Origin of the sequence: Burkholderia sp. ABCPW 11, from assembly GCF_001523445.1 — a bacterium.
Lineage (GTDB): Bacteria > Pseudomonadota > Gammaproteobacteria > Burkholderiales > Burkholderiaceae > Burkholderia.
In genome coordinates, this window is the sequence record NZ_LOVM01000083.1 from 59,707 (window position 1) to 81,631 (window position 21,925).

The 21,925-nt window shown below is 68.3% G+C and carries 20 protein-coding genes; 14 read left to right on the forward strand and 6 right to left on the reverse strand.

Translation table 11 applies throughout. From position 1 onward, the window contains the following. Positions 1-206: 206 nt before the first annotated feature. Complete coding sequence (locus WS61_RS27335; protein ID WP_059505141.1) at positions 207-1,856, reverse strand: IclR family transcriptional regulator; 1,650 nt, start codon at positions 1,854-1,856, stop codon at positions 207-209. A 177-nt stretch (positions 1,857-2,033) separates the two neighbouring features. Here WS61_RS27335 and WS61_RS27340 point away from each other — a divergent pair, with 177 nt between their 5' ends. From WS61_RS27340 to WS61_RS27350, 3 genes are all read left to right on the forward strand, one after another. Next, positions 2,034-2,993 (forward strand): MBL fold metallo-hydrolase, encoded by a 960-nt coding sequence (locus WS61_RS27340; RefSeq protein ID WP_059505143.1) that lies wholly within the window; start codon positions 2,034-2,036, stop codon positions 2,991-2,993. Positions 2,994-3,179: 186 nt separating this feature from the next. After that, positions 3,180-4,532 (forward strand): MFS transporter, encoded by a 1,353-nt coding sequence (locus tag WS61_RS27345; protein ID WP_059505145.1) that lies wholly within the window; start codon positions 3,180-3,182, stop codon positions 4,530-4,532. An 85-nt stretch (positions 4,533-4,617) separates the two neighbouring features. Beyond that, positions 4,618-5,976: an MFS transporter gene (locus tag WS61_RS27350; protein WP_059505146.1), complete on the forward strand. Its 1,359-nt coding sequence runs from the start codon at positions 4,618-4,620 to the stop codon at positions 5,974-5,976. A 48-nt stretch (positions 5,977-6,024) separates the two neighbouring features. On the opposite strand, the gene WS61_RS27355 is transcribed toward WS61_RS27350, so the two are convergent. Further along, positions 6,025-6,825: an SDR family oxidoreductase gene (locus WS61_RS27355; protein WP_059505487.1), complete on the reverse strand. Its 801-nt coding sequence runs from the start codon at positions 6,823-6,825 to the stop codon at positions 6,025-6,027. Between the two features lie 132 nt (positions 6,826-6,957). Here WS61_RS27355 and WS61_RS27360 point away from each other — a divergent pair, with 132 nt between their 5' ends. Both WS61_RS27360 and WS61_RS27365 read left to right on the forward strand, forming a co-directional pair. Continuing rightward, the gene (locus WS61_RS27360; RefSeq protein ID WP_059505149.1) at positions 6,958-7,917 is read left to right on the forward strand and encodes a GlxA family transcriptional regulator; all 960 of its coding nucleotides are present in this window, start codon (positions 6,958-6,960) and stop codon (positions 7,915-7,917) included. Between the two features lie 86 nt (positions 7,918-8,003). After that, entirely contained in the window at positions 8,004-9,152 is a 1,149-nt protein-coding gene (locus WS61_RS27365; RefSeq protein WP_059505151.1) for an epoxide hydrolase family protein, read from the forward strand. Between the two features lie 85 nt (positions 9,153-9,237). Here WS61_RS27365 and WS61_RS27370 read toward each other — a convergent pair whose 3' ends face one another. Next, positions 9,238-9,729 carry a 2,4'-dihydroxyacetophenone dioxygenase family protein gene (locus tag WS61_RS27370; protein ID WP_034202382.1) on the reverse strand — a complete coding sequence of 164 codons (492 nt, stop codon included), beginning with the start codon at positions 9,727-9,729 and terminating at the stop codon, positions 9,238-9,240. Positions 9,730-9,896: 167 nt separating this feature from the next. On the opposite strand from WS61_RS27370, the gene WS61_RS27375 reads away from it, so the two are divergent. The 3 genes from WS61_RS27375 to WS61_RS27385 are packed head-to-tail and all read left to right on the forward strand — an operon-like array spanning position 9,897 to position 11,978. Then, positions 9,897-10,367 carry a MarR family winged helix-turn-helix transcriptional regulator gene (locus WS61_RS27375; protein WP_059505153.1) on the forward strand — a complete coding sequence of 157 codons (471 nt, stop codon included), beginning with the start codon at positions 9,897-9,899 and terminating at the stop codon, positions 10,365-10,367. 37 nt (positions 10,368-10,404) lie between these two features. Continuing rightward, positions 10,405-10,740, forward strand: coding sequence for a hypothetical protein (locus WS61_RS27380; protein ID WP_059505155.1), 336 nt, complete (start codon positions 10,405-10,407; stop codon positions 10,738-10,740). Next, the gene (locus tag WS61_RS27385) at positions 10,737-11,978 is read left to right on the forward strand and encodes an MFS transporter (protein ID WP_059505157.1); all 1,242 of its coding nucleotides are present in this window, start codon (positions 10,737-10,739) and stop codon (positions 11,976-11,978) included. Before WS61_RS27380 ends, WS61_RS27385 begins: the two co-directional genes overlap by 4 nt. An 18-nt stretch (positions 11,979-11,996) precedes the next feature. Here WS61_RS27385 and WS61_RS27390 read toward each other — a convergent pair whose 3' ends face one another. Next, entirely contained in the window at positions 11,997-12,947 is a 951-nt protein-coding gene (locus WS61_RS27390; RefSeq protein ID WP_059505491.1) for a LysR family transcriptional regulator, read from the reverse strand. A 105-nt stretch (positions 12,948-13,052) separates the two neighbouring features. Here WS61_RS27390 and WS61_RS27395 point away from each other — a divergent pair, with 105 nt between their 5' ends. After that, positions 13,053-14,408, forward strand: a complete 1,356-nt coding sequence (locus WS61_RS27395) for an aspartate aminotransferase family protein (RefSeq protein WP_059505489.1) — start codon at positions 13,053-13,055, stop codon at positions 14,406-14,408. Between the two features lie 49 nt (positions 14,409-14,457). Beyond that, positions 14,458-15,975 (forward strand): CoA-acylating methylmalonate-semialdehyde dehydrogenase, encoded by a 1,518-nt coding sequence (locus WS61_RS27400; RefSeq protein WP_059505159.1) that lies wholly within the window; start codon positions 14,458-14,460, stop codon positions 15,973-15,975. A gap of 128 nt (positions 15,976-16,103) precedes the next feature. Here the strand turns inward: WS61_RS27400 and WS61_RS27405 are convergent, their stop codons facing one another. Next, positions 16,104-16,478 (reverse strand): hypothetical protein, encoded by a 375-nt coding sequence (locus tag WS61_RS27405; RefSeq protein WP_027782957.1) that lies wholly within the window; start codon positions 16,476-16,478, stop codon positions 16,104-16,106. Positions 16,479-16,887: 409 nt separating this feature from the next. On the opposite strand from WS61_RS27405, the gene WS61_RS27410 reads away from it, so the two are divergent. Both WS61_RS27410 and WS61_RS27415 read left to right on the forward strand, forming a co-directional pair. Then, entirely contained in the window at positions 16,888-17,265 is a 378-nt protein-coding gene (locus WS61_RS27410; protein WP_059505161.1) for a nuclear transport factor 2 family protein, read from the forward strand. 130 nt (positions 17,266-17,395) lie between these two features. Continuing rightward, positions 17,396-18,244, forward strand: coding sequence for a dienelactone hydrolase family protein (locus WS61_RS27415; RefSeq protein WP_059505163.1), 849 nt, complete (start codon positions 17,396-17,398; stop codon positions 18,242-18,244). 43 nt (positions 18,245-18,287) lie between these two features. Here the strand turns inward: WS61_RS27415 and WS61_RS27420 are convergent, their stop codons facing one another. Next, the gene (locus WS61_RS27420) at positions 18,288-19,091 is read right to left on the reverse strand and encodes a helix-turn-helix transcriptional regulator (RefSeq protein ID WP_059505165.1); all 804 of its coding nucleotides are present in this window, start codon (positions 19,089-19,091) and stop codon (positions 18,288-18,290) included. 133 nt (positions 19,092-19,224) lie between these two features. On the opposite strand from WS61_RS27420, the gene WS61_RS27425 reads away from it, so the two are divergent. Together WS61_RS27425 and WS61_RS27430 are read left to right on the forward strand one after the other, a co-directional pair. Beyond that, a complete protein-coding gene (locus WS61_RS27425) occupies positions 19,225-20,631 on the forward strand; it encodes an APC family permease (protein ID WP_059505167.1) in 1,407 nt (468 codons plus the stop codon). A 64-nt stretch (positions 20,632-20,695) separates the two neighbouring features. Beyond that, complete coding sequence (locus WS61_RS27430; protein WP_059505168.1) at positions 20,696-21,805, forward strand: P1 family peptidase; 1,110 nt, start codon at positions 20,696-20,698, stop codon at positions 21,803-21,805. Positions 21,806-21,925: the final 120 nt, after the last annotated feature.

Here is a 21,925-nt window from a genome sequence, read left to right on the forward strand (position 1 = left end):
GGCGAGTTAGGGATAACCCTAATCATAGCGAAGGGCTGCCGTCTTGTGAAATGCGATTTCGTTATATGAGAATTACTGACAATTCCTGTTGCTGCCACGCAACATGAACGTCGGCTGCGCCGGCGTGCCGGACAGGCGCGACGCGGCCGTGCCGGCACGGCTGCGCGTGGAGGAAAAAGGAATTCGAGCGTACGGAACGGGCGCGATTACTGGCCGATCCATCCGAATCGCCATGACAATCGCCGCGTCGCGGCCCGCAGCGTCTGCGCCAGCTCGCTGTCCGGCCCGCGCGGAAAGCCGCGCGACGAGCCGATGATCGCGATCACGAGCCGGATGCTGCCGGTGTGATCGAACACGGGCGCGGCAATCGTCCCGATGCCCGGCACCGGCGCGTCGAACGCGAAATCGAGTTCGTCCGCGCGGATCGTCGCGAGCCGGGCGCGGAAGGTCGCGTCGTCCGGTGCGACGGGCGCGCCGGCGAGGCGCACGGGCTCGTTGACGAGCAGGTCGGCCAGCACGTCGTCGGACATGCCGGACGCGAAAACCCTGCCGATCGCCGTATTGACGAGCGACATCACGGTGCCGACCTGCAGGCTCACGTGCTGCGGCCGCGCCGATTCCTCGAGCCGGATCACGGTCGGCCCGAGCGGCCCGAGCGTCGCGGCGGCCACGCTCATGTCGGTCGCGGCGGCGAGCGCGATGATCTCGGCTTCCGCGTCGCGCGTCGGCGATACGCGCTGCATCGCGATCAGGCCGAGCGCCTGCGCGAGCGGGCCGCCATCGAAGCAGCCGGCGTCGTCGCGGCTCAGCAAGCCGATCTTCTGCAGGCTCACGAGATGCGGAAACGCCTTCGCGGCCGGCATGCCGGCCGCCGTCGCGAGATCGCGCAGCGGCAGCGCGCGGCCGGCCGACACCAGCGCGAGCAGCAACTCGCCGGTGCTGTCGAGCGCATTGATTCCGCGCTGCGCTTTTGCGTCGTCGGCCAGCGCGGGCGGGACGCGCGCGGCGCCCGGCGCCGGCGCGGGCGCCGGTTCCGCACGCGCGGCGCCGAGCGACGCAGTGGCCTGCCGCGCCGCATCGCGCAAGGCCGCCGCGATCGGGCCGTCCCAGTCGACATCGATCGATCCCGTCGAACCGATTACCGTCAACGCGAGTTGCAGGCGCCCGTGCGCATCGAAGACGGGCACGCACATCCCGCTGACACCCGGGCTCGGCCGGTCGATGCTGCGTTCGATGCCGCGCGTACGAATCGTGTCGAGTTCGACGTGTTGCGCATCGCCTTGTGGCGCGCCCGACGCGCTGTCGGCGCCGGCGAGCGTATCGCCCGCGCCGGCCTGGCTAGCCGCCATCGCGTCGAGTTGCGCAGCGTCGCCGAACGCGCGGAACACCCGGCCGGTCGCCGTCGTGTCGAGCGACATCACCGAACCGACGTGCAGGTTCATGTGCAGCGGATAGCCGCCGCGCTCGATGCGCACGATCGTCGGGCCGAGCACGCCCGGCACCGACAGCGCGACGCTCAGCCCGACCGTTTCCGCAAGCCGCGCCGCGTGCGGCAGCGTCGCGCGGTAGGCCGGCTGGCGCTCGATCGACATCAGCCCGAGCCGCAGCGACAGCGGGCCGGGCTCGTAGTTGCCGGTGATCGCATCGCGCTTGACGAGCGCGAGCCGCGTCAGGCTCACGAGATAGGTGTGCGCCTGCGCGGTGGAAAGATCGGCCGCCGCGGCCAGCTCCGACAGCCCGAGCGGCTTGCGCCGGCGCGCGAGCGCGTCGAGCAGCCTGCCGCCGACCTCGACACTCTGGATACCGCGCTGCGCCTTGGGCGGCGCATCGTCCGCGCTGACTTCGTGGTTCTGCACGCGATGATTCTTCCGTTGACGAAACCCCGCATGGTATCCGACGCCATTTCTCGCGCCAGCCCGCAGGTTTACCCGTATTAGACAATAACAAGCGTGTTTGTCATTGACAAATATTCGGGGCAGGCAGATGATCCGCTCATTCCCCTCAACACATGGCTCGCAGCCACGGAACGCACAATGGCCAAAGCATTCGCCTCCCAAGCCGATCTGGAAGAGAAGAAAGTCACCTGGACGCAATTGTCCGAGAACGCGTACGCGTACACGGCCGAAGGCGACCCGAATTCGGGCGTGATCATTGGCGACGACAGCGTGCTGATCGTCGATACGACCGCGACGCCCGCGATGGCGCAGGACCTGATCGCGAAGATCCGCAGCGTGACCGACAAGCCGATCAAGCACGTGGTGCTGTCGCACTACCACGCGGTGCGCGTGCTCGGCGCGTCCGCGTATTTCGCCGAAGGCGCGCAGCACGTGATCGCGAGCCGCGGCACGTACGAGATGATCGTCGAGCGCGGCGAGGCCGACATGAAGTCGGAGATCGAGCGCTTCCCGCGCCTGTTCGCCGGCGTCGAGACGGTGCCGGGCCTGACCTGGCCGACGCTCGTGTTCGAGCGCGAGATCACGCTGTTCCTCGGCAAGCTCGAAGTGAAGATCATGCACGTCGGCTCGGGCCACACGAAGGGCGACACGATCGTGTGGCTGCCGTCGCAGAAGGTGCTGTTCTCGGGCGACCTCGTCGAATACGACGCCGCGTGCTATTGCGGCGACGCCCAGCTCGAACAGTGGCCGGCCACGCTCGAGGCGCTGCGCGCGCTCGGCGCGGAGAAGCTCGTGCCGGGCCGCGGCCCCGCGCTGCTGAATCCGGCCGAGGTCGACAAGGGCCTCGACTACACGAAGGATTTCGTCACGACGCTGCTCGCGCAGGGCCGCAAGGCGGTCGAGCGCAATCTCGACCTGAAGGCGGCGATGGCGCTCACGCGCGAAGCGATGGATCCGAAGTTCGGCCACGTGTTCATCTACGAGCACTGTTTGCCGTTCGACGTGTCGCGCGCGTTCGACGAAGCGAGCGGCATCACGCATCCGCGCATCTGGACCGCGCAGCGCGACAAGGAAATGTGGGCCGCGCTGCAGGATTGAGCGGCGCACGGCGGCGGGGCGGCGTTCACATGACCGCATCGCCGTTTTTCTGAGGGTTGCGGCATTCGCGGTGGCATCGCGCCGCGGTGCACGCGGCCGTATCCGGTCTCACAAGAAAGCAGGGCGCATGCACGCCCTCGGAGACTGCTGCGCGCTCGACGGCGCGCGGCCCGTTTGGAGAGAGACATGCCTCAATCGCTTCCCGCCGAAGCGACGCTCGCGCACGCGAGCGCTTCGGCGTCGACTTCCGCATCCGCATCGAACGATGCGCTGCTGTTCCGCAAGATCGCGTGGCGGATCGTCCCGTTCCTGTTCCTCTGCTACGTCGTGTCGTTTCTCGACCGCATCAACATCGGCTTCGCGCAGTTGCAGATGAAGCACGATCTCGGCTTCAGTGATGCGATGTACGGGCTCGGCGCCGCGGTGTTCTACGTCGGCTACGTGTTCTGCGAAGTGCCGAGCAACATGCTGCTCGCGCGGTTCGGCGCGCGCCGCACGTTCACGCGGATCATGCTGCTGTGGGGCATCGCGTCGACCGGAATGATGTTCGTGTCGCAGCCGTCGCATTTCTACGTGCTGCGCTTCCTGCTCGGCGTGTTCGAGGCCGGCTTCTTCCCCGGCATCGTGCTGTACCTGACCTACTGGTTTCCCGCGAACCGGCGTGCGGCGGCGATCTCCGTGTTCTTCGCGGGCGTCGCGGTGGCCGGCGTGCTCGGCGGGTTGCTGTCCGGCTGGATCATGCGCGACATGAGCGGCGTGCTCGGCCTGCACGGCTGGCAGTGGATGTTCGCGATCGAGGGTGCGCCGGCGATTCTGCTCGCATTCGCCGCGTTCACGTTCCTCGTCGACCGGCCTCGCGACGCCGCGTGGCTCACGTCCGACGAAAAGGCGCGCGTCGCCGCGCTGTGCGCCGAAGGCCGCGCACACGGCGGCGCGCACGACGGGCGCAGCGTGATGGCCGCGCTCGCGAACCCGCGCGTGTACCTGTTCGCGTTCGTGTATTTCTCGCTGACTTGCGCGTCGCTGACGCTCAACTTCTGGATGCCGCTGATGATCCGCGACTTCGGCGTGACCGACGTCGTCGCCGTGAGCCTCTACACGGTCGTGCCGAACGCGGTGGGAGCGGTCGGGCTGATCCTGATCGCGCGCCGCTCGGATCGGACCGGCGAGCGCCGCAAGCACTTCGCGTGCTGCACGATAGGCGGCGGGCTCGCGCTCGCGGCGCTGACGCTGCACCTGCACAGCTTCGTGGCGATGCTCGCGTGCCTGTCGATCGCGGCCACGCTGATCTTCGCCGCGCTGCCGATCTTCTGGGCCGTGCCGACCCGCTACCTGTCCGGCAACGCGGCCGCGGCCGGGATCGCGCTGATCAGCAGCATCGGGATCACGAGCGGCATCGTCAGCCCGTGGGTGATCGGGATGATCCGCACGCGCACGGGCAGCATGGATCTGGCCGTGTATCTGCTCGCCGCGCTGCTGGTCGCGAGCGGCGTGGCGCTGATGGTCGGCGTGAAGGGCGAAGGCGCGCGGCGCGGCTGAACGGGCAATGGCCGGTCGTCGCCCGCGGGCGGCGGCGACCGGCGTTCATCCCCGTCCGCACCGGAATCCGTCGAGGAGACGATCGATGTCAGCCCCTCTGCAAGCACACGTCGCGCGCGACGGCGCGACCGACGACGCGTTGTACCGCCGCATCGGCGCGCGGATCGTGCCGTTCCTGTTCATCTGCTACATCGTGTCGATTCTGGATCGCAGCAACATCGGTTTCGCGCAGTTGCAGATGCGGCAGGACCTCGGCCTGACCGATGCGATGTACAGCCTCGGCGCGGTGCTGTTCTTCGTGGGCTACGTGCTGTTCGAGGTGCCGAGCAATGCCCTGCTGCGCCGCTACGGCGCGCGCCGTACGTTCGCGCGGATCATGTTCCTGTGGGGTGCGGTGTCGGTCGCGATGATCGCCGTCGACAGCGCGAAGCACTTCTACGTGCTGCGTTTCCTGCTCGGGCTGTTCGAGGCCGGGTTCTTTCCGGGCGTGGTGTTCTACCTGACGTACTGGTATCCGGCGCGGCGACGCGCGGCGGTGCTGTCGATTTTCTACGCGGGTGTCGCGGTGGCCGGGATGGTCGGCGGGCTGCTGTCGGGCTGGCTCATGCGCGGGATGTCCGGCGTGCTCGGTCTGCATGGCTGGCAATGGATGTTCGCGATCGAAGGCGCGCCCGCGATCCTGCTCGGCGTGATCGCGTGGTTCTGGCTGTGCGATCGTCCGGAGCACGCACGCTGGCTGTCCGACGCCGACCGGCAGCGGCTCGCGGCCGACCTGGCCGCCGATCGCATCGGCGCCGGCACGCAGGCGCCGCATTCGCTGCGACAGGTGTTGGCCGAACCGCGTACATACCTGTTCGCGTTCATCTACTTCTCGCTGACCACCGCGCTGCTGATGCTGCTGTTCTGGATGCCGCTGATGATTCGCGAATTCGGCATCCACGACGTCGTGCAGATCAGCCTGTTGTCGGTCGTGCCGAATGCGATCGGCGCGGTTGGCCTGATCGCGATCGCGCGGCGCTCGGATCGCAAGTGCGAGCGGCGCCGGCATTTCGCCGCGTGTGCGTTCGGCGGCGCGCTGGCGCTCGCGTTGCTGACGCTGCACCTGCCGAGCATCGTCGCGATGATGGCGCTGCTGTCGGTCGCGGCCATGCTGATCTTCGCCGCGCATCCGGTGTTCTGGGCCGTCCCGTCCGCGTATTTCTCGGGCGCCGGCGCGGCGGGCGGGATCGCGCTGATCAGCAGCATCGGCGTGTCGAGCGGGATGATCACACCCTGGCTCGTCGGGTTGATCCGCACGCGAACCGGCAGCATGGATCCGGCGATGCTGATGATTGCGGCGCTGCTGGCCGCGTGCGCGGTCGCGATGCTGCTGGGCGTGCCGAAAGGCGCACGCGCCACTCGGCAGACGGTCCCCCATTCGACGAGCGGCGCAAGGGCCCGCTGACGATCGACGCGCTTGCGCGTACGATCCGCCGGCGGTCCCGGAGCGCGCCTAGCGAGCCGGCGCGTACCGCGGCGCGGGCGTATCGGCCGACAAATGCGGCGCCATCGTGCGGCGCGCAGCCTCGTACGCCTCCCATTCGTCGCCCGCGTGCAGCGACGGGATCGTCACGAGTTCGCCGCGATCGAACCCGACCAGCGCCGCATCGACCAGGTCCGTCGCCCTCATCACGATCTCTTTGGGCAGGTGCTCGAGCGGCAGGCCGCCCGTCTGCCAGAAATCGGTGGCCGTCGCGCCGGGCAGCACGGCCTGTACCTGCACGCCCTGGCCGGCGAGCTCGTGGTGCAGCGACTGGCTGAATGCGAGCACGAACGCCTTGCTGCCGCCGTACACGCCGTTCAGCGTTTCCGGCGAGATCGCGACGATCGACGAAATGTTGATCACCGCGCCGTGGCCGCGTGCGACGAAACCGGGCACGGCCGCATAGGTCAGGCGCGTGAGCGCGGTCACGTTCAGGTCGATCATCCGCGTCATCGCATCGACGTCGCTGTCGAGCAGCGGCGCATGCGTGCCGATGCCGGCGTTGTTCACGAGCAGCGTGATGCTCGCGTCCTGTTTCAGCTTGGTTTCGACAGCGGCGAGCGCCGTGCGGTCGTTGAGGTCCGCGTCGACGATCTCGATGCTGCGCTGCGTGTCGTTCGTGATGCGGTCGGCGAGGGCGCCGAGCCGGTCGCGGCTGCGTGCGACGAGGATCAGGTCGTAGCCGCGGCGCGCGAGGCGATCCGCGTAGACGGCGCCGATGCCCGACGATGCGCCGGTAATGAGGGCGGTACCGCGATGTGCTTGCGTCATGATGTACTCCGTTTCGCTGAGGATGGCCGGATGGCGTGAACGCATTCTGGCCTCGAAGCGTTGCGACGCAAATGACGTAGATGGGTATGATTCCGGACATCGGGCCAATCGGCACGCGACCGGAGAACGCACATGCACCGAATCGGCTTCTTGATCAGCGACGGCTTTCAGATCATGGCGCTCGCCGCGCAGTCGGTGTTCGAGTACGCGAACATGGGGCTGGATACGCCGTTCTATGCGATGGGCAACTACTCGGTCGACGGCGGCGACGTCCGCTCGTCGCTCGGGCTGCCGGTCGCCACGCGCGCGTTGCGCGGCCGGCTCGGCGTCGATACGTGGATCGTCGCGGGCGTCAACGATCCGCTCGCCGCGCCGGCGCCGGCCGGCGTCGTCGCTTACCTGCGCCGCGCGAGCGCGCATGCGCGGCGGATTGCCGGCATCTGCACGGGCGCGTTCGTGCTGGCGGAAGCCGGGCTGCTCGCGCAGCGTCGCGCGACCACGCATTGGGCGTTCGGTCGCGACATGCAGCGGCACTACCCGGAGATTCGCGTCGAGGACGACCGGATCTTCATCGTCGACGGCCCGATCTGGACGTCGGCCGGGATGACGGCCGGGCTCGATCTCGCGCTCGCGATGGTGGAAAAGGACCTCGGCACCGACGCCGCGCGGTCGGTCGCGCACAAGCTGGTGATGCATCAGCGCCGGGCCGGCGGCCAGTCGCAGCATTCGGAAATGCTCGATCTCGCGCCGAAATCCGACCGGATCCAGAACGCGCTCGACTACGCGCGCCGGAATCTCGGTCGCGCGCTGACCGTCGAGGCGCTGGCCGAAGCCGTCCATCTGAGCCCGCGCCAGTTCAGCCGCGTGTTTACGCTCGAAACCGGGCAGTCGCCCGCGAAGGCGATCGAGCGGCTGCGGCTCGAATCGGCGCGGCTGATGATCGAACAGAGCCGTCATCCGCTCGACGTGATCGCGAAGGAAAACGGTTTTCGCGACCGCCGGCACATGCGCGACGCGTTCGTGCGCGGGTTCGGCGTGCCGCCGCAGGCGTTGCGGCGCGATGCGCGGGCGGACGCGCCGGCAGCGGGCTGACGAGCCGGCGGGGCGGCAGGCGCCGTTCGACGCGTGCCGGAAAAATCGCGCAGAATCTCCATCGACGTTCGTCGCGAGGAGACACCATGCACGCTGTACCGTTCGACATTGCGATCCCCGAGCCCGCGCTCGACGATTTGCGTCGGCGCGTGCGCGACACCCGCCCGCCGAACCTGACGCCCGCCGAACCGTGGCAGCAGGGCATCGACGGCGCGTGGCTGCGCGAATTGGCCGCGTACTGGGCCGACGGCTTCGATTGGCGCGCGGCGGAACGCGCGCTGAACCGGCTGCCGCAGTTCGTCGCGGACGTCGGCGGGCGGCGTGTGCATTTCGTGCATCGGCGCGGTACGGGGCCGAAACCCTATCCGATCGTCGTCACGCACGGCTGGCCGGGTTCCGCATTCGAATTCCACGCGCTGATCGATCGCCTGTGCGATCCGGCCGCGTTCGGCGGCGATCCGGACGACGCGTTCGACATCGTCGCGCCGTCGCTGCCCGGCTTCCTGTTCTCTCCCGCACCGGCGGCGCCCGGCACGTCCGCGCTTCAGGTCGCCGACTGCTGGGCGGAATTGATGGCCGGCCTCGGTTACCGCCGGTTCGGCGCGCAGGGCGGCGATCTGGGCGCAGGCGTGTCGATCGCGCTCGGTGCGCGGCACGAGGGCGTGGTCGACGGCATCCATCTGAACTACCTGCCGGGCAACTACGACCCGCCGATCGATGCGGCGCTGCCGCCGACCGACGACGAGCAGGCGTTCCTGAAGCAGCGCGGCGATTGGGCGGCGCTCGAAGGCGGATACGCGTACGTCCACATGACGAAACCGCAGACGCTGGCGGTCGCGCTCAACGATTCGCCGCTCGGGCTGGCCGCGTGGATCGCCGAGAAATTCCGTGCGTGGAGCGATTGCGACGGCGACGTCGCGCGCCGTTTTTCGCACGACACGCTGCTGACCGGCATATCGCTCTACTGGTTCACCGGCTGCATCGGCTCGTCGATGCAGATGTATTGGGAGAACCGGCTGCAGCCGATGCGCTTCGCGCCCGGGCAGCGCGTGGCGGTGCCGGTCGCGTTCGCGCGCTTTCCGAAGGAGATCAGCCGGCCGCCGCGCAGTTGGCTCGAACGCGTATTCGACGTGGTGCAGTGGACCGACATGCCGAGCGGCGGCCATTTCGCGGCGATGGAGGAGCCGGACTTGCTGGCCGACGATATTCGGCGGTTTTTCAGGCGCTTCCGGTAACGGGAGGCAAGCAGGCGGGCGCAAACCTGCACCGGACCTCGCTCACGCGGGACGGGAGCGGCCGATGCGGATCGCGCCGCCTGGCTTACCGCGTAACGAACGCCGTGGCGGCATCCGGCGCCGTACGCGCATGCTTGCGCTGGCGCAGCAGCGCGACGCGGCAATTCTCGCGCGCCGTTTCGCGGCCGTCGTCGTCGAGCAGCACGAGATCGCCGCGCATCACGTTCAGCGTGATCACGTCCTCGCCCGGCGCGCCGAGCGTTTCCGGCGTGTGCACCGAGCCGGCCGGTTCGAGCACCGTCGAACCGGCGTGCGCGATCCAGTCGTATTCGCGGTAGCGCCACGCACCCTGCAACGTATGGACGAACACCTCGCCGTCGTGACGGTGGCGCGGCAGCGTGCCGCCGGCCGGCATCTTCAGCAGTGCGGTCAGCGTGTCCTCGGCCGCATTGATGTGCAGGTACTTGATCGCGAGCCCCGGCAGGTCGGCGCTCATCGGCAGCCACGGCAGCGCATCGCCGGGCAGGCACGAGATCGGCGGCAGGTCGGTGGAGAGCGGGGCGGACGGCTGCGTCATGGCGGAAGGCGGAGCGAAAACGGGAAGCCCGCATTATCGCAGAGCCGGATCGCGCGGCCGAACGGATGCGGCGCCGCGCCGAACACGTGCGCGACGGGCCGACCCTTACGCGCTGAAATATACAGTCAAACTGTACAGTTTGACTGTCGACATGCTATCTTGAATTCATGAACCCGCCATCGTCCCCTCCCGACACGCTCCCGCTGGCCGGCCTCGCCGGCGAACTCCGTATCTCGGTCGGCAAGCTGATGCGGCGCATGCGCGAGCAGACCCATCCGAACGACCTCACGTCCTCGCAGAAATCGGTGTTGCTGCGGCTCGATCGCGACGGCCCGGCGACCGTGTCGGCGCTCGCGCGTGCCGAAAGCGTGCGCCCGCAGTCGATGCGCGTGACGGTCGCGACGCTCGAGGCGCTCGGCGCGGTCGCCGGCGCGCCCGATCCCCGCGACGGCCGGCAGACGCTGATCGCGCTCACGCCCGGTTTCCGCAAGGTGCTGCAAGCGAACCGCGCGGCCAAGGACGACTGGCTGTTTCGCGCGCTGCACGCGCAACTGTCGGCGGCGGAACAGGCCGAGCTGGCGGCGGCCGTGAAGCTGTTGCAGCGGCTCGCCGAATTCCAGGACCCGGCGCGTCCGTGAACCGTATCGGCCCGCTCGCCGAAAGGATGGCCCGTACATGAACCTCCTGCATCTCGTGTCGTACTTCTTCGGCGGCGCGTTTCTCGCGAACGCCGTGCCGCATCTCGTCAGCGGGCTGCGCGGCGAGCCGTTCCAGACGCCGTTCGCGCATCCGCCCGGGCGGGGGCTGTCGTCGTCCACCGTGAACGTGGTGTGGGGCGTCGTGAACCTCGTCATTGCTTATTCGCTGGTGTGCCGGGTCGGCGATTTCGACCTGAAGGTCACGGCCGACGCGGCGGCGTTCGGGCTCGGCATCCTGGTGCTGGGGCTGTTTCTCGCGCGGCACTTCGGCGAACTGCACGGCGGCAACACGCCCGACCGGGAGCGGCGATGAGCGTGCCGGCCGCGGGCGTGTTCCGCTCGCTTCGCAGCTTCAACTATCGCGTGTGGGCGATCGGCTCGCTGGTGTCGAACATCGGCACGTGGATCCAGCGTACCGCGCAGGACTGGCTCGTCCTCACGCAGCTCACGCATCACGACGCGTCGGCGGTCGGCACGGTGATGGCGCTGCAGTTCGGGCCGCAGCTGCTGCTGTTGCCGTGGACCGGCTACGCGGCCGACCGCTACGACCAGCGCAAGTTGCTGATGGCGACGCAGGCGCTGATGGGTGCACTGGCGCTCGTGCTCGGCGTGCTGACGGTTACCGGCGCGGTGCGGCTCGAGCACGTGTACGTGTTCGCGTTCCTGTTCGGCTGCGCATCGGCGTTCGACGCGCCGGTGCGGCAGACCTTCGTCGCCGAACTGGTCGGCGACCGCGAACTCGCGAACGCGGTGGCGCTCAATTCGACGTCGTTCAACGCCGCGCGGATGGTCGGTCCGGCGGCGGCGGGCTTCCTGATCGCATCGGTCGGCACCGGCTGGGCGTTTCTCGCGAACGGGCTCAGTTTCTTCGCGGTACTGGCGTCGCTGTCGCGGCTTCGGGAAGACGAGCTGCGCGCGAACGTGCGGGCAAACCGCTCTCGCAGCAGCCTGCTCGACGGGTTCCGTTACGTGTGGCGCCGGCCGGACCTGACGGCGATTCTCGCGATGCTGTTCCTGATCGGCACGTTCGGGCTCAATTTCCAGCTGTACATTTCGACGATGGCCGCCAGCGTGTTCCACGTCGATGCGCGCGGGTTCGGTTTCCTGTCGTCGATGATGGCGGTGGGCACGATCTCGGGCGCGCTGCTCGCCGCGCGCCGCGAGCAGCCGCGGTTCCGCCATCTGTGGATCGGCGCGGCGCTGTTCGGGCTCGGCTGCACGTTCGCCGCGCTGGCGCCCGGTTACTGGTCGTTCGCCGCCGCGCTGGTGCTGACCGGGATCGCCGCGATCACCTTCATGAATTCGACCAACAGCCTGATGCAGCTGTCCACCGAGCCGGCGATGCGCGGCCGCGTGATGGCGCTGCGCCTCGCGGTCGCGCTCGGCGGCACGCCGATCGGCGCGCCGGTGGCCGGCTGGGTCGCGAACCATCTCGGCCCGCGCTGGGCGCTCGGGGTCGGTGCGGCGTCCGGTTTTGCGGCGGCGCTCGTCGCGACCCATTTCGTCGCACGCAAGCGGGCGTCGCCGCGGGCGGGCGACGGCGCGGCCTGATCGAAACGAACGCCGCCGCTATGCCGCCGGCCGCGTTGCCGCGTGCGCGGCGTCGAGGCACGACTGGAACAGCAGCGCGGCCCGCGACGGCTGCGGCGAGCGTCGCAGCAAGCTCACGAACCGGCACCGGTAATTGAACCGGTGCGGCGCGATCGGCTGCATCAGCCCCTTGCTTTCGAAACTCTCCGCGTAGTGATCGGGCAGGAAGCCGAGATAGCGGCCAGACAGAATCAGCGTCGCGATCGACTCCTGATCCGACGCGGTCGCGCTGCGCGTGAGCTTCGCGCGATGGCTCAGCTCCATGTTCGGCGAATGGAAGCCGAGCCCCGCGAACGCATGGTTGCGGATCGTCGTCCACGTGAGCTTGCCGTGCGGCGCATCGAAGAGCGGATGCTGGCGGCCGCAGTACAGCAGCATCCGTTCGTCGAACAACGCCGAATAGACGAGGCTGCCCGAGTTGCGGTGCACGGGAATGATCCCGATCTGATAGCTGCCGTCGATCACCCCGCGCTCGACCTCGTTGATCGACGCGACGTGCAGGTTCAGCGCGACGTCGGGCGCTTCGTCGGCGAACTGGCGGATCGCGTCGCCGAGCCGGGCATTCGCGTTGGTGGCCGTCTTGTCGAACACCGCGATGTGGAGTTCTCCGCCCATCTTGTCGTGAATGCCGTCGATCCTGCTGCGAAAAGCTTCCATCGAAGCGAGTAGCCGCAGCGTCTCCTCGTACACCGTCTGGCCCTCGGGCGTCAGCGTGAAGCCCGCGCGGCCGCGCCGGCACAGCACGAGGCCAAGCCGCGTTTCCAGATCCTTCACGTGCCGGCTGATCGTCGAGATGCCGATATTCAGTTCCAGTTCGGCGGCCGCCATCCCGCCGCACTGCACGACGCCCTTGAAGACCCGCAGCAGGCGCAGATCCATGTCGCTGAGCTGCCCGAGCAGCGCGCGGCTCTTCGGTTTCTTTGCTTGCATCATCGAGCAAGTGAACATTGATATTGCGATATTCAAAAGACTAATTGTCGTCCCGACAATGTGCAACATCATCACGAGGAGGAGGGGCGCGCCGCGCCGACCGACATGACCGACATCACCACCGCCCAGCACGACGACACGAATCTCCGCACCGACGCCGCGTGGCTCGATGCGCACTGGATGCCGTTCACGGCCAACCGCCAGTTCAAGGCCGATCCGCGCATGATCGTGTCCGGCAAGGGCGCGTATTACACCGACGGCGAAGGCCGCAAGATCTTCGACGGCCTGTCGGGGCTCTGGTGCACGGGCCTCGGTCACGGCCGCACGGAAATCGTCGAAGCCGTGAGCCGCCAGGTCGCGCAGCTCGACTACGCGCCGGCGTTCCAGTTCGGCCATCCGAAATCGTTCGAGCTCGCCAACAAGATCAAGGAACTGACGCCGGCCGGCCTCGACTACGTGTTCTTCACGGGCTCGGGCTCGGAAGCGGCCGACACGTCGCTGAAGCTGGCCCGCGCGTACTGGCGCGCGAAGGGCAAGGGCACGAAAACGCGCCTGATCGGCCGCGAGAAGGGTTACCACGGCGTGAATTTCGGCGGCATCTCGGTCGGCGGGATCGGGCCGAACCGCAAGCTGTTCGGTCAGGGCATCGACGCCGATTTCCTGCCGCATACGCAACTGGCCGAGAACAAATTCTCGCGCGGCATGCCCGAGCACGGCGCCGAGCTGGCCGACCGCCTGCTCGAGCTGATCGCGCTGCACGACGCATCGAACATCGCGGCCGTGATCGTCGAGCCGTTCTCGGGTTCGGCGGGCGTGGTCGTGCCGCCGAAGGGCTATCTGAAGCGCTTGCGCGAGATCTGTACTGCGCACGACATCCTGCTGATCTTCGACGAGGTCATCACGGGCTTCGGCCGCGCTGGCGCGATGACGGGCGCCGACGCCTTCGGCGTGGTGCCGGACATCATGAACTTCGCGAAGCAGGTGACGAACGGCGCGCAGCCGCTCGGCGGCGTGATCGCGACGAAGGAGATCTACGACACGTTCATGGCCGCGGGCGGCCCCGAGTACATGCTCGAGTTCCCGCACGGCTACACGTATTCGGCGCATCCGGTCGCATGCGCGGCCGGCGTCGCGGCGCTCGACCTGCTGGTGAAGGAAGACGCGGTGGCGCGCGTGCGCGATCTCGCGCCGCATTTCGAGGCGGCCGTGCACGGGCTGAAGGGCCAGCGCCACGTCGCGGACATCCGCAACTACGGGCTGGCCGCCGGCCTGACGATCGCCGCGTTGCCGGGCGAGCCGGCACGGCGCCCGTACGAGATCGCGATGCGCTGCTGGGCGAAGGGCTTCTACGTGCGCTACGGCGGCGACACGATCCAGCTCGCGCCGCCGTTCATCGCCGAGAAGCGCGAGATCGACAACCTGGTCAACGCGCTGTCCGACGCACTGAACGAAGTGGACTGAGCCCACGCTCGTTCCAAGCGACAACCGAATTCACGAAAGAGCCTGAACGATGAAACACGACAGCAATGTGACCTCCACCGTCGGCCACCTGATCGACGGCAAGCGCGTCGACGGCGGCAGCCGCGTCCAGCCGGTGTTCGACCCGGCGACCGGCGAATCGCACAAGAGCGTCGCGCTCGCCGACAAGCTGACCGTCGAAGCCGCGATCGCGTCCGCGCAGGCCGCGTTCCCGGCATGGCGCAACACGCCGCCGCTGAAGCGCGCCCGCGTGATGAGCCGCTTCAAGACGCTGCTCGAGGAGCACGCGGAAGAACTCTGCGCGCTGATCACGGCCGAGCACGGCAAGGTGCTCGCCGACGCGATGGGCGAGCTGCAGCGCGGGATCGAGAACGTCGAATACGCGACCTACGTGCCCGAACTGCTGAAGGGCGAGCACAGCAAGAACGTCGGCCCCGCGATCGATTCGTGGAGCGAGTTCCAGGCGCTCGGCGTCGCGGCCGGCATCACGCCGTTCAACTTCCCGGTGATGGTGCCGCTGTGGATGTGGCCGATGGCCGTCGCGTGCGGCAACACGTTCGTGCTGAAGCCGTCCGAGCGTACGCCGTCGTCGACGCTGCGCATGGCCGAGCTCGCGCTCGAAGCCGGCCTGCCGCCGGGCGTGCTGAACGTCGTGAACGGCGACAAGGAAGCGGTCGACACGATCCTGACCGATCCGCGCGTGAAGGCCGTGAGCTTCGTCGGCTCGACGCCGATCGCCGAATACATCTATTCGACCGGCTGCGTGCACGGCAAGCGCGTGCAGGCGCTCGGCGGCGCGAAGAACTTCGCGGTCGTGATGCCGGATGCCGACATCGGCAACGCGGTGAATGCGCTGATGGGCGCGGCGTACGGCTCGTGCGGCGAGCGCTGCATGGCGATTCCGCTGGTCGTCGCGATCGGCGACGAAACGGGCGACAAGGTTGTCGCGGGGCTGAAGGCCGAGATCGAGAAGATGAAGGTCGGGCCGGGCAACGGCGCGGGCGTCGACATGGGGCCGCTCGTCACGCAGCAGCATTTCGAGAAGGTGACGGGCTTCGTCGAAGCGGGCGTGGCGGCGGGCGCGACGCTCGTCGTCGACGGTCGCGGCGTGAAGGTCGACGGCCATGACGGCGGCTACTACCTCGGCCCGTGCCTGTTCGACAACGTGAAGCCCGGCATGCCGATCTACCAGCACGAGATCTTCGGGCCGGTGCTCGGCGTGATCCGGCTGAAGTCGCTCGACGAGGCCATGGCGCTGATCGACGCGCACGAATACGGCAACGGCACGTGCCTGTTCACGCGCGACGGCGAGGCCGCACGGTATTTCAGCGACAACATCCAGATCGGCATGGTCGGCATCAACGTGCCGCTGCCGGTGCCGGTCGCGTACCACTCGTTCGGCGGCTGGAAGCGTTCGCTGTTCGGCGACCTGCATGCATACGGCCCGGATGCCGTGCGGTTCTACACGAAGCGCAAGACGATCACGCAGCGCAGGCCGTCGGCCGGCGTGCGCGAAGGGACGGTGTTCAGCTTCCCGTCGAATCGCTGACGCGACGCGCGCACCGGCTGCATGCAGCCAGTGCGGCGTGCGAGGCTGCCGAGGCCCGCCTCGATCGGCGATCGGGGCGGGCTTTTTTTACGTCCGGGCGATATGCGCGGAACGCGGCGAAAGAAGGCTTACGGCGCGACCACGTGCCACACGTTCTTGAAGTTGTCGCCGTTGCGCTCGCCCTGTTTCATGTCCTTCGAGAAGAAGTACAGCGGCTTGCCCTTGTACGCCCATTGCGGGCTGCCGTCGTCGCGCTTGACGATCGTGTAGGGCCCGACCGGCACGTCGGTCGCGCTGGCCTTGTACGGCGGCCAGAGGGTTTCGCATGGGCCCGTACAGGCGCTGGTGCCGGCGTTGGGTTTGTCCTTGTCGAACGTGTAGACGGTCATCCCGTTGGCGGCGACGAGCGCGCCATTTTCTTCCTTCGTGATGGATCCCTGGGCCGTGGCCGAAGCTGACGCAATGGCGAGCAGGGCGGAGCTGACGAGCAGCGCGGCTTTCATGAGTGCCTCCTGATGGTCCGGTGGGCGGCCGCGATCGCGCACGGGCGAGCGTGCGCCGGAATCGCGATGAATGGTGCCGGAGCACGGCGCCGTCGCCGATCGCCCGCCTGCGCGAGCGATGCCGGGGCGAATGGCGACAAACGGGGCGCCTTATTCACGATAGGCGGTTTTTGGCGGCGCTGCGAGAAGATCGGGGGGCATATCGGCGGCACGCAGGCCTCGCGCGACGGCGCGACGATCGTCGAGGTGCCGGGGTATTCGGCATCCGTCCCCGAGCCCGCGCCGCGCGTGCGTTGCGGGGGCAACGACCCCGATACGGGTTTGCGTGGATGACATCGCGCGCATTCCGCCGGAATATCTTCGTCAGCGCGAGCCGGGCTCGCGCCGAGCCTTCCGGGAGGTAACGACGATGCTTCAGGAGCCAGGCAATGTTGCGCGCGCCAGCTATCGCGCGTATGTCGACAAGGACCGCGGCGCGATCGAAGCGCTGATCGCGCCGGATTTCCATTTCACGAGCCCGCTCGACAACCGGCTCGACCGCGATGCGTATCTCGCACGCTGCTGGCCGAACAGCGCGATGCTCGCCGGTTTCGAATTCGTCGACGTCGCCGTGCACGGCGAATACGTGTTCGTCGTGTACGAAGCCGTCACGACCGCCGGCAGGCGGTTCCGCAACGCCGAACGGTTGCGCATGCGCGATGGCCGGATCATCGAGGCCGAAGTGTATTTCGGCTGGTACGTGCCGCATCCGGCGCCGGATGGCGGATTCATCGAATCGGGCAGGTGAACGCAGTCGCGCGGCGCGAAGCTGACGTTTTGCCGTCGCGCGCCGCCCGCGAAGGGCCGCCCGCCGGGGTGTGTCAACCGCGGCCATCCCGTTGCCGTTGTCGTGTCATCCAACCACGCGGGAGCGATCGATGCGCAAGTTGCTGACGGCGATGTTACTGGGTTGTGCCTCCGCGATCGCCGGTGCGCAGACCGTCGTCCACTTCCCGTCGACCGACGGCCCGACGACGATGCTCGACGGCTATCTGTTTCCTGCGCCCGGCGCCGGCCGCCATCCGGCGCTCGTGTTTCTGCACGGCTGCGGGGGGATGTTCGCCAAGTCCGGCAAGATCTACGCGCGCGATCGCGACTGGGCCGAACGCTTCAACGCGGCCGGCGTCACCGTGCTCGAAGTCGACAGCTTCACGCCGCGCGGTCACGGCGAGATGTGCGCGCCCGCGCATTTCGTCGGCGACATCTATCGGGCGCGGCCGTTCGACGCGTATGGCGCGCTGCGGTATCTGCAGACGCTCGACACCGTGCAACCCGACCGGATCGGCGTACTCGGCTGGTCGCAGGGCGGCGGCACGGTGCTGAACGCGATCCGGGCGTCCAGCCCGGCCCGGCCGGCATCGCTGCCGGACGGCGACTTCCGCGCGGCCGTCGCGTTCTATCCGGCCAGTTGCAACACGACCGCGCAGGGGCCCGCCTGGCAGAGCCCCGTGCCGCTGCTCGTACTGATCGGCGAGGGCGACGTGTGGACGCCGTACGCCGCCTGCAAAACGCTGTTCGATTCGGTCGCGCCGGGCACGGACGCGACTTTCCATGCGTATCCGGGTGCGTATCACGATTTCGACTGGCCGAACATGCCGGTGCACGCGATCGCGTCGTTCACGACGCGCGCCGGCGTCGTGCCGATTACAGGCACGGAGCCGGCCGCACGCGCGGACGCACAGCAGCGTGTCGCCAATTTCATCGGCGCCAAGCTGCTCGGCCACTAGGCCGTCGGCGGCGACGTATGGCGTGTGCCGGCGTGCGTTCCGCTCAACCGGCTGCGTCGTCCTCGCCCAGCGCCTGGATGAACCGCGAAAACAGCTCCGGCTGCGACGCGATCCCGAGCTTCGCGTAAAGGTGCCGCCGATGCACCTTCACCGTTTCGGGTGAGATCGCGAGCCGCTCGGCGATCGCCTTCGACGAATTGCCGCGCAGCACCATGCGTGCAATCGCCATCTCGCGATCGGTCAGCACCCCCGCGCCGAAGCGGGCGAGCGCTTGCTCGACGCGCACGCCGAGGCCCGCGTCGGGCGTCGCGCGTGCGGCGTCGCCCACCAGTCGCCAATGCTGCCGGATCGCCGCGATCACCCACGGCATCGCGGCCGTCAGCTTGCCGAGCGGCTCGACGTCGAAGCGCGTGGATGCACCGAGCGACAGCGACAGCAGCGTGTCGGCATTCGGCCGCACGAGAATCTGAATCTCGTCGTCGCCGACGGCGTCGCGGAAATAGCTCAGGAAATACTCGCTCTGCCGGAACAGGTCGGGTGCGACTTCCTCGAGCCGGTAGCAGCCGTCGGCGAGCCCGTCGTGCGCGGCCTGCAGGAACGGATCGAGCAGATATAACCCATTCAGGTAAAGGGGCACCGGCGACGCGGCGTCGGTGCCGCCCGTGTCGTATTCGTCGAGCACGAGCGGCACGCCGTCGCGGCCGATCGCGGTCGCGAGCGCGTTGTCGAACGGCGTCATTTCGTTGAGCAGCAGCACGAGGAACCGCCAGAAGCGCGGCTGGCCGAGATGATCGATTGCGCGGCCAAGCGCCTGGTGCATCGCGATTTCGGAAAAGAGACGATCCATACCACCACCGGAAGGGCGTAACACGAAGGGGGAATAGCGGTCCTGAAATTGGCTTCCTAGACTGCCACGCAATCAATCGGGCCCGAGTATGGGTGTTCAAAAATACGCAGGATAGGAGCGACAGGAGAACGAAATGGCGATGATGTCGGAATCGACGGGCAGCCTGCAAGCGGCGCCTGCAACGGAAGACGCGCCGCGCGCGTTGTCGCAGACGCTCAGTGTGCGCGACGCGGTGATGATCACCGTGTCGGGCGTGACGCCGGCCAGCTCGATCTTCGTGATCGCGCCGTTCGCGATCCAGCAGGCCGGCAGCGGCGCGGTGCTGTCGTTCGTGCTCGGCGGCGTGCTCGCGCTCGCGTTCGCGCTCTGCTATGCGGAACTCAGCGCCGCGCACCGCAGCGCGGGCGGTGAATACGTGATGGCCAAGCGCGTGTTCGGCACGCTGCCCGGCTACTTGACCTTCATCACGGTGCTGTCCGTCAGCGTGTTCATCCCGGCCGTGCTCGCGAGCGGCGCCGCGCCGTACCTGAACAACGCGCTCGGCACGCACTTCGGCAACCAGTCGGTCGCGCTGACGATCGTGCTGCTCAGCTATCTGCTCGGCATGCTGAACATCAAGACGAACGCATGGATCACCGGTGCGTTCCTGGTCGTCGAAATCGGCGTGCTGATGCTGATCGCGGGGCTCGGTTTCGGGTCGCCGCACCGCGGCGCCGACGTGCTGATCGCACCGGTCGTCGCGAGCGGCAATGCGCTCGTGCCGGCGACGCTCGCGGCCATCGTGCCCGCGATCGGCACCGCGATCGTCTGCTACAACGGCTTCGGTTCGGCAGCCTATCTCGCGGAAGACCTGCGTGGCGGCAACCGCAACGTCGCGAAAGCGGTGATCTATTCGCTGCTCGTGATCCTCGCCGTCGAACTGGTTCCGCTCACCGCGATCGTGCTGGGTGCGCCGTCGCTGACCGAACTGACGAAGAGCGCCGATCCGATCGGCTACGTCGTGCGCTCGCTGAGCAATCCGGCCGTGTCGCGCGTGGTCAGCGGCGGGATCTTCCTGTCGGTGTTCAACGCGATCATCGCGATCGTGATCACGATGGGCCGCCTGCTGTACAGCAGCGGCCGGCATGCGCTCTGGTCGCGCACCTGCAACCGCGCGTTCTCGACGATTCATCCGCGCCTCGAATCGCCGTGGCTCGCGACGATCGCGCTCGCGATACCGTCGGCCGGGCTCGTGTTCGTGTCGAGCCTCGACGAGTTGACCGCGTTCACGGTCGACTTGCTGCTGCTGATCTATCTCGTCGTCGGGCTGGCCGCGCTCGCGAGCCGGTTCGTGCGCCGCGACGTCGAGCATCACTACCGGATGCCGCTGTGGCCCGCGACGCCGCTCGTCGCGGTGGCGGGCGCCGCGTATACGCTGGTCACGACGTTGGCGACGGCGACGAAGCCGACCGACCTGATCATCATCGCGGGGCTGCTGGTCGCGGCGCTCGTGATGTACGTGGCCTGGGCGCGCCACAGCGAAGCGTTCCGCGCGCTCTGAGCACCGGATCGACACCTTGTACCATCGACACATCGAACCATTGAAAGACGGGAGGAATCGCATCATGCGCACGAGGGATCTCGGCATCCGTATCGGACTCGGCACGCCGGGCCGCTTCAACGCGATCACGGACGTGCCGGGCGTGCGGGTCGGACATTGCACGCTGAGCGTCGAGAACGGCGACGCGTCGGTCCGCACCGGCGTCACCGTCATCGAGCCGCGCGCGGGCGCCGCGCACGATTCGCCGTGCTTCGCGGGCGTGCACGTGCTGAACGGCAACGGCGACGCAACCGGGCTCGAATGGATCCGCGAAGCCGGCCTGCTGACGACGCCGATCGCCTACACGAACACGCACAGCGTCGGTACCGTGCGCGACGCGCTCGTCGCGAACGAACGCGAAGCGGCGGCCGGCCGCGTGTACTGGTGCATGCCGGTCGTGATGGAAACCTACGACGGACTGCTGAACGACATCTGGGGGCAGCACGTGAACGCCGCGCACGTCCGGCGCGCGCTGGCTGCCGCCCAGACGGGGCCGGTTGCCGAAGGCGGCGTGGGCGGTGGCACGGGCATGATCTGCCACGAGTTCAAGGGCGGCATCGGCACCGCGTCGCGCGTGCTGGCGCGCGACGCGGGCGGCTGGACCGTTGGCGCGCTCGTGCAGGCGAACTACGGCGTGCGCGAGATGCTGCGCGTGGCCGGCTACCCGGTCGGCGAAGTGCTGCGGCACGTGCATTCGCCGTTCCGCGACGCAGAGGCGAAGGGCGAAGCCGGCATGGGTTCGATCGTCGTCACGATCGCGACCGACGCACCGTTGCTGCCGCATCAATGCACGCGTCTCGCGCAGCGCGCGAGCGTCGGGCTCGCCCGCGTGGGCGGCGGCACCGAAGATTCTAGCGGCGACATCTTCGTTGCATTCGCAACCGGTAACGACGGCTTGCCGGCCGCGAACTACGGCAGCAAGGGCACGCCGACCGCCGACGTGCGGATGGTCAACAACGACCATATTTCCGCGCTGTTCGTCGCGGCGGCGGAAGCGGTGGAGGAGGCGATCGTGAATGCGCTGGTCGCGGGCGGCGACGTCGAGTCGCGCGGGGCGCGGGTCGAAGGGCTCGGGCAGGCGCGCTTGCTGGATGCGTTGCGCGAAGTGGGCTGGCGGCCGGGGCGCGGCGCCTGAAACGGCAAGCGCCGCTTCAATCGAAGCGGCGGGGAGCAGGGCGGCGATGCGGCGATCGGCCCGGCCGCCGTCGGCCCGCGCACGTCATGCGTGCGATGCGGGCGATGCGGGCCTGGCCGT

What these genes read in the sequence shown, in the direction of transcription:
- WS61_RS27375 (WP_059505153.1), top strand. Translation starts at nt 9,897, where the DNA reads ATGAACCCGCCATCGTCCCCTCCCGACACGCTCCCGCTGGCCGGCCTC.
- WS61_RS27405 (WP_027782957.1), bottom strand. Translation starts at nt 16,478, where the DNA reads ATGAAAGCCGCGCTGCTCGTCAGCTCCGCCCTGCTCGCCATTGCGTCA.
- WS61_RS27340 (WP_059505143.1), top strand. Translation starts at nt 2,034, where the DNA reads ATGGCCAAAGCATTCGCCTCCCAAGCCGATCTGGAAGAGAAGAAAGTC.
- WS61_RS27385 (WP_059505157.1), top strand. Translation starts at nt 10,737, where the DNA reads ATGAGCGTGCCGGCCGCGGGCGTGTTCCGCTCGCTTCGCAGCTTCAAC.
- WS61_RS27400 (WP_059505159.1), top strand. Translation starts at nt 14,458, where the DNA reads ATGAAACACGACAGCAATGTGACCTCCACCGTCGGCCACCTGATCGAC.
- WS61_RS27370 (WP_034202382.1), bottom strand. Translation starts at nt 9,729, where the DNA reads ATGACGCAGCCGTCCGCCCCGCTCTCCACCGACCTGCCGCCGATCTCG.
- WS61_RS27415 (WP_059505163.1), top strand. Translation starts at nt 17,396, where the DNA reads ATGCGCAAGTTGCTGACGGCGATGTTACTGGGTTGTGCCTCCGCGATC.
- WS61_RS27425 (WP_059505167.1), top strand. Translation starts at nt 19,225, where the DNA reads ATGGCGATGATGTCGGAATCGACGGGCAGCCTGCAAGCGGCGCCTGCA.
- WS61_RS27430 (WP_059505168.1), top strand. Translation starts at nt 20,696, where the DNA reads ATGCGCACGAGGGATCTCGGCATCCGTATCGGACTCGGCACGCCGGGC.
- WS61_RS27395 (WP_059505489.1), top strand. Translation starts at nt 13,053, where the DNA reads ATGACCGACATCACCACCGCCCAGCACGACGACACGAATCTCCGCACC.
- WS61_RS27380 (WP_059505155.1), top strand. Translation starts at nt 10,405, where the DNA reads ATGAACCTCCTGCATCTCGTGTCGTACTTCTTCGGCGGCGCGTTTCTC.
- WS61_RS27365 (WP_059505151.1), top strand. Translation starts at nt 8,004, where the DNA reads ATGCACGCTGTACCGTTCGACATTGCGATCCCCGAGCCCGCGCTCGAC.
- WS61_RS27345 (WP_059505145.1), top strand. Translation starts at nt 3,180, where the DNA reads ATGCCTCAATCGCTTCCCGCCGAAGCGACGCTCGCGCACGCGAGCGCT.
- WS61_RS27390 (WP_059505491.1), bottom strand. Translation starts at nt 12,947, where the DNA reads ATGCAAGCAAAGAAACCGAAGAGCCGCGCGCTGCTCGGGCAGCTCAGC.
- WS61_RS27410 (WP_059505161.1), top strand. Translation starts at nt 16,888, where the DNA reads ATGCTTCAGGAGCCAGGCAATGTTGCGCGCGCCAGCTATCGCGCGTAT.
- WS61_RS27420 (WP_059505165.1), bottom strand. Translation starts at nt 19,091, where the DNA reads ATGGATCGTCTCTTTTCCGAAATCGCGATGCACCAGGCGCTTGGCCGC.
- WS61_RS27360 (WP_059505149.1), top strand. Translation starts at nt 6,958, where the DNA reads ATGCACCGAATCGGCTTCTTGATCAGCGACGGCTTTCAGATCATGGCG.
- WS61_RS27350 (WP_059505146.1), top strand. Translation starts at nt 4,618, where the DNA reads ATGTCAGCCCCTCTGCAAGCACACGTCGCGCGCGACGGCGCGACCGAC.
- WS61_RS27355 (WP_059505487.1), bottom strand. Translation starts at nt 6,825, where the DNA reads ATGACGCAAGCACATCGCGGTACCGCCCTCATTACCGGCGCATCGTCG.